This window comes from Pseudomonas sp. Q1-7 (assembly GCF_028010285.1).
Classification (GTDB): domain Bacteria; phylum Pseudomonadota; class Gammaproteobacteria; order Pseudomonadales; family Pseudomonadaceae; genus Metapseudomonas.
Genome location: NZ_CP116304.1, coordinates 3,041,429 through 3,053,236, shown reverse-complemented (window position 1 = coordinate 3,053,236; position 11,808 = coordinate 3,041,429). Strand labels below are relative to the sequence as shown.

Sequence of the window (11,808 nt, the reverse complement as noted above, 5' to 3'; positions counted from 1 at the left end):
CGAAATGATCAAGAAATGCCTTTTCCCCGCTGCTGGTTACGGTACCCGATTCCTGCCGGCTACCAAGGCGATGCCCAAGGAAATGCTGCCAGTGGTCAACAAGCCACTGATCCAGTACGGCGTTGAAGAGGCCCTGGACGCTGGCCTGAACGAAATCTCCATCGTTACCGGCCGCGGCAAGCGCGCCCTCGAAGACCACTTCGACATCAGCTACGAGCTGGAGCACCAGATCAAGGGGACCGATAAGGAGAAGTACCTGGTTGGCATCCGTCGCCTGATCGACGAATGCAGCTTCTCCTACACCCGCCAGGTCGAGATGAAGGGGCTGGGCCACGCGATCCTCAGCGGCCGTCCGTTGATCGGCGACGAACCCTTCGCCGTCGTGCTGGCGGACGACCTCTGCATGCACCTGGAAGGCGATGGCGTACTGACCCAGATGGTCAAGCTGTACAACCAGTTCCGCTGCTCCATCGTTGCCATCCAGGAAGTGCCGCGCGAGGAAACTTCCAAGTACGGTGTGATTTCCGGGGAGATGATCCGTGACGACATCTTCCGCGTGAACAGCATGGTGGAAAAGCCCAAGCCCGAAGACGCGCCGTCCAACCTGGCGATCATCGGCCGCTACATCCTGACCCCGGACATCTTCGAGCTCATCGAGAAAACCGAGCCGGGCAAGGGCGGTGAGATCCAGATCACCGACGCCCTGATGAAACAGGCCCAGGACGGTTGCGTACTGGCCTACAAATTCAAGGGCAAGCGCTTCGACTGCGGTGGCGCGGAAGGCTACATCGAAGCCACCAACTACTGCTTCGAAAACCTGTACAAGACCGGCAAGGCCTTCTGATCGGGCCGAACCACGAGAGAGGCCGCATTCGGGCGGCCTTTTTCATGTTTGTGTCCCGTCCTGAATAAGGTTTACACCTTGGCCTTTGTTTTCAGGAGCGTCCCATGGCGCAAGGTGTACGACGTAGCCAGCGCGATTACACGCTGGCTTTTAAATTGGCGGTCGTCGACCAGGTCGAAAAAGGCGAAATGAGTTACAAGGAGGCTCAGGCCCGTTATGGCATCCAGGGTCGGTCGACGGTGTTGGTGTGGTTACGCAAGCACGGTCGGCAGGATTGGAGCCAGGGGGCGTCCATCCGTACCGCAAGGAGCCTTTCCGTGTCCGAGCCCTATCGACCCTTGACCTCCGAGCAGCGCATCAAGGAACTGGAGCAGCAGCTGGAGCTGGCCAACCAGAAGGCCCAGTTCTTTGAGGCCGTGGTGGATGTGCTGAAGAACGACTACGGCGTTTCCATCGTAAAAAAGCGTACCGGCAAGTCCTCACGCAAAGGCAAGTCCAAGGGCTGAGCGTTAGCAGGGCTTGCCAGTTCATGGGCATCAGTCGCCAGGCCTATTACCAGCGCAACCGGACGGCGGATCGCCGCGGCCATCAGGATCGACAGGTCGCCCAGTTCGTGCGGCACCTGCGGATGCGTCAGCCGCGCCTGGGCACACGGAAACTGCATTTCGTGCTTCAGCGTCAGGCCGACCCGAGGCTGCGGGTCGGGCGGGATCGCCTGTTTCGCGTGCTGGCCGAGCACCGGCTGCTGATCTTGCCCAAGCGGGCGTATCACAAGACCACTCAAAGCTTTCACCGCTTCTATCGCCACCCCAATCTGCTCAAGCCCGGCCCGCAGCAAGTGCAGCCCGACGCGCCGGAACGGGTCTGGGTCGCCGACATCACCTACCTGCCCAGCCAAAGCGGCCCGTTGTACCTGAGCCTGGTCACCGATGCCTACTCGCGCAAGATCGTGGGGCACCATGTCCATGAAGGGCTGCATGCCGAGTCGGTTGCCCGGGCTTTTAGCCTGGCCTTGCAGCGGCGCCGGACGCGCCAGCCCCTGGTGCATCACTCGGACCGTGGCATCCAGTACTGCTCGGCGCATTACCAACGCCTGCATGCCCAGCACGGCATTACCTGCTCGATGACCGATGGTTATGACTGCTACCAAAACGCCCTGGCCGAGCGGGTCAACGGCATCCTGAAGAACGAACTGCTGACCCAGACTCCAGCGAACCTGGTACAGGCCCGCCGGATGGTGCGCGAGGCCGTGGACATCTATAACCGGGAACGCCCTCACCAAGCCCTGAAATACAAAACGCCCGATGCGGTGCATCGGGCGTTTTGAGGTCTGGATCCTGGCCTGATAGGTGTAAACCTATTTCAGGACTAGACATTGGCTACCCGGGTGGTCAGGGAATCGGCAAGGCCTCGGAGCCCGGCCCCAGCGGCTGGCCATAGCTGAACTCCACATAATTGCCCGCCGGGTCGCGCAGGCCGCAGTAATAACCGACGGGGTAGGGTTCGTCGCGCGGTGGCCAGATCAAGCAGCCGGCCATTTCGGCTCGCGCGGCGATGGCATCGACCTGCTCGCGGCTTTCCACGGCGAAGCCGAAGTGGCTGTAGTCGGTGGCCGCCAGGTGGCGATCCTGGCCACCGGGCATGATGACGATGATGAACTGATGCTCCCTGCCGGGCTCGGCCATCCAGACGATCTTCGATCCCTTGCCGGCGCGCTCGTGGATCACGCGCATGCCACAGAAGTCCGTGTAGAAGCGGATGCAGGGTTCGAGTTCCGGTACATGCAGGGCCAGGTGGGTGAGGGTAGGGCGCATGGGAATCTCCTTCTCGATGCCTCAAGAATAGGCCCGGCAACTGGCCAGAGACAGATCTTCCGGTATGCTGGCGGCTTGTTTCTGGAGACTTGCCATGGCTTACGACTTCGATCTCTTCGTTATCGGTGCCGGTTCCGGCGGCGTGCGTGCGGCGCGCTTCGCGGCCGGTTTCGGGGCCCGTGTGGGCATCGCCGAAAGCCGCTACCTGGGCGGCACCTGCGTCAACGTCGGCTGCGTGCCGAAGAAGCTGCTGGTCTACGGTGCTCACTTCGCCGAAGACTTCGAGCAGGCCCGGGGATTCGGCTGGAGCCTCGATGAGGCCGGCTTCGACTGGCCCACGCTGATCGCCAACAAGAACCGCGAAATCCATCGCCTCAACGGCATCTACCGCAACCTGCTGGTCAACAGTGGCGTTACTCTGCTGGAAGGCCACGCCAGGCTGGTCGACGCGCACACCGTGGACGTCGCCGGCCAGCGCTGCACTGCCCGGCACATCCTCATCGCCACCGGCGGCTGGCCACAGATCCCGGATATTCCCGGCCGCGAGCTGGCCATCAGTTCCAACGAAGCCTTCTTCCTCGAACAACTGCCCAAGCGCGTGCTGGTGGTGGGCGGCGGCTATATCGCCGTCGAGTTCGCGTCGATCTTCCATGGGCTGGGCGCCCAGACGTCCTTGCTCTATCGCCGCGAGCTGTTCCTGCGCGGCTTCGACGACGCCGTGCGCATCCACCTGCGCGACGAACTGGGCAAGAAGGGCCTCAACCTGCAGTTCAATACCGACATCGACCGCATCGAGAAGCAGGCTGATGGCAGCCTGCTCGCCACCCTCAAGGACGGCCGCCAGCTGGAGACCGACTGTGTCTTCTACGCCACTGGCCGCCGCCCGATGCTCGATAACCTCGGCCTGGAGAACACCCGCGTCGAGCTGGACGAGCGTGGCTTCATCAAGGTGGACGAGCAGTTCCAGACCACCGAGCCGTCGATTCTCGCCCTGGGTGACGTGATCGGCCGTGTGCAGCTCACACCGGTGGCCCTCGCCGAAGGCATGGCCGTGGCGCGCCGCCTGTTCAAGCCCGAGGAATACCGCCCACTGGACTACACGCACATCCCCACTGCGGTGTTCAGCCTGCCGAATATCGGCACCGTCGGCCTGAGCGAGCAGCAGGCGCGCGCCGAGGGCTACGAGGTGAAGGTCTTCGAGAGCCGCTTCCGTCCGATGAAGCTGACCCTGAGCGACAACCAGGAGCGCACCCTGATGAAGTTGGTGGTGGATGCCGAGACCGATCGCGTGCTCGGCTGCCACATGGTCGGCCCGGAGGCCGGCGAGATCGTCCAGGGCCTGGCCGTTGCGCTCAAGGCCGGCGCCACCAAGCGCATCTTCGACGAAACCATCGGCGTGCACCCCACGGCGGCCGAAGAGTTCGTCACCCTGCGTACCCCGGTGGGTGTCTGAACCTGAATGGAGCCGCTCTTCTACCTCTCCGACCTGTTCGGCGTGGCGGTCTTCGCCATCACCGGCGCCCTGATGGCTGGGCGTAAATCCATGGATCTGTTCGGCGTGCTGGTGATCGCCATCATCACCGCCCTGGGGGGCGGCACCCTGCGCGACGTCATCCTCGGCAACCATCCGGTGAGCTGGATCAGGGACGACACCTACATCCTGATCGCCTCCCTGGCCGCCGTCGGCACGGTGGCCTGGGTGCGCCTGACCCGGCCCATCAATGAGACCGGCCTGCTCTGGGCGGACGCCTTCGGCCTGGCCGTGTTCACTGTCTACGGTACCGAGGTCGCGCTGCAGAACAACCTGCAGCCAGGCACCGCGGTGATCATGGGGGTGATCACCGGCGTGGGCGGCGGCGTGCTGCGCGACATCATCTGCAACGAGGTGCCGCTGATCTTCCAGAAGGAGATCTACGCCATCGCCTGCATCGCCGGTTCCCTGGTGTTCATCGGTCTGCGCGAACTGGCGCTGCCGGGCTGGCTGGTGACCCTGGCGGCCATGCTGGTGGTGCTGCTGATCCGCCTCGCGGCCATCCACTGGAAGCTGTCGCTGCCGCGCTTCCATCTACTGGACCGGGATTGACGCCATGCTTGAACGTATCGACCACCTGGTGCTCACCGTCGCCGACATTCCCCGTACCCTGGCTTTCTATCAGCGGGTACTGGGTATGCGCCACGAGACCTTCGGCGCCGGCCGCCACGCCCTGGCGTTCGGCCAGCAGAAGTTCAACCTGCATGAGGCTGGTCGCGAGTTCGAGCCAAAGGCCGCGCGCCCCGTGCCCGGCGCCATCGACCTCTGCCTGATCACCCGTTGGCCCTTGCAGCGGGTGATGGAGCATCTGGCCCGGCAGGGTGTCGAGGTGGAGGAGGGGCCGGTGGCGCGCACGGGCGCCCTGGGCCCGATCGAGTCGGTCTACTTCCGCGATCCGGACGGTAACCTGATCGAAATCAGTCGATATCCCGAGTAGGTTTTCAGGTCCTACGCTGGCGAAATCCGTCAAACCCGCGACACTGGATGCAGTCAATATTCGCCTTTGCAGATTGGAGGAAATCCGTATGTCCAGATTCGCGCTGCTGCTTGCGCTGCTCCTCGGCGCTGGCCTTGCCCGCGCCGAGATCAAGACCACCGAGATTCCCTACAAGGGGCCGGACGGAACCGCGCTGGTCGGCTACTACGCCTATGACGACGCCATTGCTGGCCAGCGGCCCGGGGTCGTGGTGGTCCACGAATGGTGGGGCTTGAACGACTACGCCAAACGCCGCGCGCGTGACCTCGCCGCGCTCGGCTACAGCGCCCTCGCCATCGACATGTACGGCGACGGCAAGAACACCGAGCATCCGGCCGACGCCCAGGCCTTCATGCAGGCGGCCCTGGCCAGTGCGCCCGCGGCCAAGGCGCGCTTCCTCGCCGGGCTCGATCTGCTCAAGGCACAGCCGCAGACCGACCCCAAAAAACTCGCCGCCATCGGCTACTGCTTCGGCGGCAAGGTGGTGCTCGACATGGCGCGCCAGGGCGTGCCCCTGGCTGCCGTGGTCAGTTTCCATGGCGTACTGGCCGCCGCCAACCCGGCCAAGCCCGGTGCCATCAAGGCCAGGGTGCTGGTGGAGCATGGCGAGAAGGACACCCTGGTACCGATGGCATCGGTCAAGGCCTTCAAGCAGGAGTTCGACGAGGCCAAGGCGGACTATCGCGTCGTGATCCAGCCCAAGGCCAAGCACAGTTTCACCAACCCCGATGCCGATCGCCTCAGCCATGCCGGGCATGGCAGCGAGAAGGGCCCGGACCTGGGCTATAGCCAGGTCGCCGACGAGAACTCCTGGACCGACATGCAGGCGCTGTTCGAGGAAGTGTTCGCCCAGCCCTGATCCACGTGAAGCCCGTGCCGGTCGCGGGCTTCCTTGGCATTCGCCGCTCATCGTCTATCGTTTCGGAGGACGGCAACTTTCTCAGGGTTAGCGGCATGTTCAGTGCCATAGGCGCCTATGTCCGGGCAGTGGAGTGGTTCAACCGCGCGGTTGGCCGTTTCGCCATGTACCTGATCTTCGTGATGCTGGCCGTCCTGCTGTACTCGTCGATTTCCAAGACCTTTTTCCAACCGTCGATCTGGACCCTGGAGTCGGCGCAGTTCCTGATGGTCGCCTATTTCCTGCTGGGCGGCGCCTACTCGATGCAGCTCGATGCCCATGTGCGCATGGACCTGGTCTACGGCCGCTTCGGTCCGCGTGCGCGTGCCTTGATCGACGTGATGACGGTGGGCTTTCTGCTGTTCTACCTGGCGTTGTTGCTCTATGGCGGCATCTCCTCGACCCAGTACGCCCTGGAGTACAAGGAAACCAGCTATTCGGCCTGGTCACCGCAGATGGCTCCGATCAAGGTGCTGATGACCTTCGGCGTCCTGCTGATGCTGCTGCAGGCCATTGCGTGCCTGTTCCGCGATCTGGCCATCGTCCTCGGCAAGGAGTTGCCATGAGCTACGAGCTCATCGCCTTGCTGATGTTCAGTTCAATGATGCTGCTCCTGCTCACCGGCAAGCGGGTGTTCGGCGCCATTGGCTTTGTCGCCGTGGCGGCGTCGCTGGCGCTGTGGGGGGACGGTGGGTCGGAAATGGCCTTCAGTGCCGCCATGAAACTGATGAAGTGGTACCCGCTGCTGACCCTGCCCATGTTCGTGTTCATGGGCTACATGCTTTCCGAGTCGCGCGTCGCCGACGACCTCTACCGCATGTTCCACGTCTGGATGGGGCCGCTGCCCGGCGGCCTGGCCATCGGCACCATCCTGCTGATGGTGGTGATCTCGGCCATGAACGGCCTCAGTGTCGCCGGCATGGCCATCGGCGCGACCATCGCCCTTCCGGAATTGCTCAAGCGCGGCTACGACAAGATCATGGTCACCGGGGTGATCCAGGCCGGCAGCTCCCTCGGTATCCTGATTCCGCCGAGCGTGGTGTTGGTGCTCTACGGCATGATCGCCCGCCAGCCGGTGGGGCAGTTGTGGCTGGCTGGGGTGTTTCCGGGCGTGCTGATGGCGAGCCTGTTCGTCCTTTACATCGTCATCCGCTGTCGCCTGCAACCCCGGCTCGGTCCGCCGCTGAGCCGCGAGGAGCGCGAGCGGATCACCTGGGGCGAACGCATTCGCGTGCTCCGCGCGGGGCTGGTTCCGCTGTTCATCTTTCTGGCCATGACCGGGCTGTTCCTGCTCGGCTACACCAGTCTGGTGGAAAGCTCCGCCGTCGGCGCCCTGGCGGCCACCCTGGCCGCCCTGTTCCAGCGCCGCCTGACGCGACGGGTGATGGAAGACACCCTGCGCAAGACGCTGGGCATCACTTGCATGTTCATGTGGATCATCCTCGCCGCGCTGTGCTTCGGCGCGGTGTTCGACGGCCTGGGCGCGGTGAAGGCCATCGAAGGGATATTCGTGGAGCAGATGGGCCTGAGCCCCTGGCAGATCCTGATCCTGATGCAGGCCTCTTTCATCATCATGGGCATGTTCCTCGACGACACCGCCATGCTGGTGATCGTCGCGCCGCTCTATATTCCCCTGGTGGGCGCGCTGGGCTTCGACCTGGTGTGGTATGGCGTGCTCTACACCGTCACCTGCCAGATGGCGTACATGACGCCGCCCTTCGGCTACAACCTGTTTCTCATGCGGGCCATGGCGCCCCCGGAGGTGTCGCTGGGCGATATCTACCGCTCGGTGACGCCCTTCGTGTTCATCATGGTCATCACCCTGGCGCTGGTGATGATCTTTCCCCAGATCGCCCTCTGGCTGCCCCAGTGGCACTACGGCGGCGGGGGAGGTTGATTCGTCAGGAGCGGCACTCTGCGTCGCGCGGTTGGCGGCGCAATGGAACAGGCGGAGTACAGCAGGGGCCATGCCGACCTGAGAACGCTGCGTCGTCAGTGACGGCGCAGGGCTGGGCGGGTGCCAGGCACCCCCTTCGACTCTCCTGGAGGTAACTCATGAGTAGCAGACGTACGTTCCTCAAAGGCGCCGCCGTCGCCACCGGCGCGGTGGGTGCGACGCTGGGTGCGCCCTTCGTGCATGCCCAATCCGGCAAGAAGATCACCTGGCGCCTGCAGACCTACGCCGGGCCGGCGCTGGCCGAGCACGTGATCAAGCCCTCCATCGACGCCTTCAACCAGGCGGCCAATGGCGAGATGGAGATCCAGCTGTATTTCGCCGACCAGCTGGTGCCCACCGGCGAGCTGTTCCGCGCCATGCAGAAGGGCACCATAGACGCGGTGCAAAGCGATGACGACTCCATCGCGGCGCCCGTGGACGTCGCGGTGTTCGGCGGCTATTTCCCCTTCGCCACGCGCTACAGCCTGGACGTCCCCACCCTGTTCCACCAGTGGGGGCTGAACAAGATCTGGGAAGAGGCCTATGCCGAGGTCAAGGACGTGGTCTGGCTCGGCGCGGGCTCCTGGGACCCGTGCAACTTCGCCACGGTCGAGCCCATCCGCAGCCTGGCGGACCTCAAGGGCAAGCGCGTCTTCACCTTTCCCACGGCGGGCAAGTTCCTCACGCGCTTTGGCGTGATCCCGGTGACCTTGCCCTGGGAGGATGTGGAAGTGGCGGTGCAGACCGGCGAACTGGACGGCATCGCCTGGTCGGGCATCACCGAGGACTACACGGTGGGCTGGGCCAACGTCACCAAGTACTTCCTCAGCAACAACATCTCCGGTGCCTGGATCGGCTCCTATTTCGCCAATGCCAAGCGCTGGGCCGAGGTGCCCGAGCACCTCAAGACCCTGTTCCGCCTGTGCATGGACAGTTCCCACTACTACCGCCAGCACTGGTACTGGGGCGGCGAGGCCAAGCTGCGGGTGGACGGCACCAAGCTGCAGCTGACCTCCATCCCCGATGCGGAATGGAAGACCGTGGAAGAGGAAGCCCACAAGTTCTGGGATGAGATCGCCAAGACCAGCCCGCGCTGTGCCAAGGTCGTCGAGATCTTCAAGCAGTACAACGCGCTGATGGCCAAGGCCGGCCCGCCGTACCGCTCCTGATGCACCGGCCCGGTCCGCTGCGCGCGGGCCGGGCGTTCGACCACGAGGAATCACCCATGGACCTGTTGCGTTGCGTATCGCCCATCGACGGCGCCACCTATGTCGAGCGCCCCCTGGCGACCTCCGCCGAAATCGCTGCAGCGCTGGCGCGCGCGGAGGCCGCGCGGACGCTCTGGAAGGCCACCCCGGTGGCCGAGCGCGTGGCCATTGCGCGGCGCGCCATCGCCGCCTTCGCCGCCCGCGAGGCGCAACTGGCCGAGGAACTCTGCTGGATGATGGGGCGACCGATCCGCTATGCGCCGGGGGAGATTCGCGGTTTCGTCGAGCGGGCCACCTACATGGCGGAGATCGCCGAAGAGGCCCTGAGCGACATCCATCTGCCGGACAAGCCCGGCTTCACCCGGCTGATCCGCCGCGAGCCGCTGGGGCTGGCGCTGGTCATCGCGCCCTGGAACTACCCCTACCTGACGGCGGTGAATGCCGTGGTGCCGGCCCTCCTGGCGGGCAACTGCGTGTTGCTCAAGCACTCGGCGCAGACACCGCTGTGCGCCGAGCGCATGGTGGAAGCCTTCGCCGACGCCGGGTTGCCGACGGGCGTGCTGCAGTACCTGCACCTGAGCCACGGCGACACCGAGCGGCTGATCCAGGCCGATCCCGTACGGCATGTGGCCTTCACCGGCTCGGTGGCCGGCGGCGCGATGGTCGAGCGCGCCGTGGCCGGGCGCTTCATCAGCTCCGGGCTGGAACTGGGTGGCAAGGACCCGGCCTACGTGCGTGCCGACGCCGATCTCGGCCATGCCGTGGAAACCGCCGTCGACGGTGCCTTCTTCAATTCCGGCCAGTCCTGCTGCGGCATCGAGCGCATTTACGTGCATGCCGAGCTGCATGACGCCTTCGTCGAACAGGCGGTGGCGCTGGTCGGGCAGTACCGCCTGGGCCGCTCCGACGACCCTGAAACCACCCTCGGTCCCCTGGTGCGTGCCGAAGCTGCGGAGTTCGTCCGCAGCCAGGTGCGCGAGGCCGTGGGGCAGGGGGCCAGGGCGCACCTGGACGCGGCGGCGTTTCCGCTGGATCGCGCGGGCAGCGCGTACCTAGCGCCCCAGGTGCTGACCGGCGTCCACCACGGGATGCGGGTGATGAGCGAGGAATCCTTCGGCCCGGTGGTGGGCATCCAGAAAGTGCGCGATGACGAAGAAGCGCTGGCGCTGATGAACGACAGCGCCTACGGCCTGACCGCCGCGATCTTCAGCCGGGACGAGGCGGCCGCGCTGGCCCTGGCCGACCGGGTGGAGGCGGGGACGGTGTTCCTCAACCGTTGCGATTACCTGGACCCGGCCCTGGCCTGGACCGGGGTCAAGCAGTCCGGGCGTGGCTGCACGTTGTCGCGGGTGGGTTACGAGCACCTGACCCGTCCCAAGTCCTTCCACTTCAAGACCCGCCTTTGAGGTGCCCCTATGGACCCGAGCCGTTTCCGCATGAACTGGAACTACCCGACATCGGTGCGCGTGGGCATCGGTCGCATCGCCGAACTGGCCGCGGCCTGCCGCGAGCTGGGCATGCAGGCGCCGCTGTTGGTGACCGACCCCGGCCTGGCGCCGTTGCCGATGGTCGAGGCCGCCCTGCGCCAGTGCCGCGATGCCGGGTTGAACGCGGGACTGTTCCATGGGATCAAGGGCAACCCCACCGGGGCAAACGTGACGGACGGCGTGGCTGCTTTCAAGGCCGGCAACCATGACGGGGTGATCGCCTTCGGCGGCGGCTCGGCGCTGGATGCCGGCAAGGCCATCGCCCTGATGGTCGGGCAGGACCGCCCGCTCTGGGACTTCGAAGACGTCGGCGACAACGCCAGCCGGGTCAACGTGGCCGGCATGGCGCCCGTGGTCGCGGTGCCCACCACCGCCGGCACCGGCTCCGAGGTGGGCCGCGCGGCGGTCATCAGCGATGACCAGGCGCAGGTCAAACGCATCATCTTTCATGCCCGGATGCTGCCGGCCATCGTCATCCTCGACCCCGAACTGACCGTGGGCCTGCCCGCGCTGATCACCGCGGCGACCGGCATGGATGCGCTGTCCCACAGCCTGGAAGCCTACTGCTCGCCGCTGTACCACCCGATGGCCGAGGGGATCGCCCTGGAAGGCATGCGCCTGGTCAAGGACTACCTGCCGCGCGCCACCGCCCGGGGCGGCGACCTCGAAGCCCGGTTGCAGATGCTGGTGGCGTCCAGCATGGGGGCCACCGCCTTCCAGCGGGGGCTGGGGGCCATGCACGCGCTGGCCCACCCCCTGGGCGCGCTGTACGACGCCCATCACGGGCTGCTCAACGCTGTGCTGATGCCCTATGTCCTGCAGGCCAACCGTGCCTATATCGAGGGCCCCATGGTGCGCCTGGCACGCTACCTGGGACTGCCCAAGGCGGGGTTCGCCGGGGTGCTGGACTGGGTGGTGAGCCTGCGCGGCGAACTGGACATTCCCCACAGCCTGGGCGAGATCGGCATCGACGATGCGCGCATCGAGCAGGTGGGGCGCATGGCCGAGGTGGACCCGTCCGCCGCCACCAACCCGGTCCGCTACGACGCCCAGGCCTACAGCCGGCTCTTCGAGAAGGCACTGCATGGCCGGCTCTGAACTAATCTGATCAATG

The 11,808-nt window shown here is 65.3% G+C and carries 12 protein-coding genes; 11 read left to right on the top strand and 1 reads right to left on the bottom strand.

Annotated features, from left to right (window positions below; genetic code table 11):
• Positions 1-4 precede the first annotated feature (4 nt).
• Together galU and PJW05_RS14025 are read left to right on the top strand one after the other, a co-directional pair.
• The gene (gene galU / locus PJW05_RS14030; RefSeq protein WP_271407628.1) at positions 5-844 is read left to right on the top strand and encodes a UTP--glucose-1-phosphate uridylyltransferase GalU; all 840 of its coding nucleotides are present in this window, start codon (positions 5-7) and stop codon (positions 842-844) included.
• A 104-nt stretch (positions 845-948) separates the two neighbouring features.
• Positions 949-2,171 (top strand): IS3 family transposase gene (locus PJW05_RS14025; protein ID WP_271407627.1). Its coding sequence is split into 2 segments (ribosomal slippage): positions 949-1,300 and positions 1,300-2,171, totalling 1,224 coding nucleotides; the frame shifts between segments, so codons are not numbered across the junction.
• Between the two features lie 64 nt (positions 2,172-2,235).
• On the opposite strand, the gene PJW05_RS14020 is transcribed toward PJW05_RS14025, so the two are convergent.
• Positions 2,236-2,658: a VOC family protein gene (locus PJW05_RS14020; protein ID WP_271407626.1), complete on the bottom strand. Its 423-nt coding sequence runs from the start codon at positions 2,656-2,658 to the stop codon at positions 2,236-2,238.
• A 94-nt stretch (positions 2,659-2,752) separates the two neighbouring features.
• Here PJW05_RS14020 and gorA point away from each other — a divergent pair, with 94 nt between their 5' ends.
• From gorA to PJW05_RS13975, 9 genes are all read left to right on the top strand, one after another.
• Positions 2,753-4,111 carry a glutathione-disulfide reductase gene (gene gorA / locus PJW05_RS14015; protein WP_271407625.1) on the top strand — a complete coding sequence of 453 codons (1,359 nt, stop codon included), beginning with the start codon at positions 2,753-2,755 and terminating at the stop codon, positions 4,109-4,111.
• A gap of 6 nt (positions 4,112-4,117) precedes the next feature.
• Complete coding sequence (locus PJW05_RS14010; RefSeq protein WP_271407624.1) at positions 4,118-4,741, top strand: trimeric intracellular cation channel family protein; 624 nt, start codon at positions 4,118-4,120, stop codon at positions 4,739-4,741.
• A 4-nt stretch (positions 4,742-4,745) separates the two neighbouring features.
• Positions 4,746-5,126: a VOC family protein gene (locus PJW05_RS14005; protein WP_271407623.1), complete on the top strand. Its 381-nt coding sequence runs from the start codon at positions 4,746-4,748 to the stop codon at positions 5,124-5,126.
• Between the two features lie 88 nt (positions 5,127-5,214).
• The gene (locus PJW05_RS14000; RefSeq protein WP_271407622.1) at positions 5,215-6,024 is read left to right on the top strand and encodes a dienelactone hydrolase family protein; all 810 of its coding nucleotides are present in this window, start codon (positions 5,215-5,217) and stop codon (positions 6,022-6,024) included.
• Positions 6,025-6,119: 95 nt separating this feature from the next.
• The gene (locus tag PJW05_RS13995) at positions 6,120-6,629 is read left to right on the top strand and encodes a TRAP transporter small permease subunit (protein ID WP_271407621.1); all 510 of its coding nucleotides are present in this window, start codon (positions 6,120-6,122) and stop codon (positions 6,627-6,629) included.
• The gene (locus PJW05_RS13990; protein WP_271407620.1) at positions 6,626-7,960 is read left to right on the top strand and encodes a TRAP transporter large permease; all 1,335 of its coding nucleotides are present in this window, start codon (positions 6,626-6,628) and stop codon (positions 7,958-7,960) included. Before PJW05_RS13995 ends, PJW05_RS13990 begins: the two co-directional genes overlap by 4 nt.
• A gap of 158 nt (positions 7,961-8,118) precedes the next feature.
• Complete coding sequence (locus tag PJW05_RS13985) at positions 8,119-9,168, top strand: TRAP transporter substrate-binding protein (RefSeq protein ID WP_271407619.1); 1,050 nt, start codon at positions 8,119-8,121, stop codon at positions 9,166-9,168.
• 56 nt (positions 9,169-9,224) lie between these two features.
• The gene (locus PJW05_RS13980; RefSeq protein ID WP_271407618.1) at positions 9,225-10,613 is read left to right on the top strand and encodes an aldehyde dehydrogenase family protein; all 1,389 of its coding nucleotides are present in this window, start codon (positions 9,225-9,227) and stop codon (positions 10,611-10,613) included.
• A gap of 9 nt (positions 10,614-10,622) precedes the next feature.
• Positions 10,623-11,792, top strand: coding sequence for an iron-containing alcohol dehydrogenase (locus PJW05_RS13975; RefSeq protein WP_271407617.1), 1,170 nt, complete (start codon positions 10,623-10,625; stop codon positions 11,790-11,792).
• Positions 11,793-11,808 lie beyond the last annotated feature (16 nt).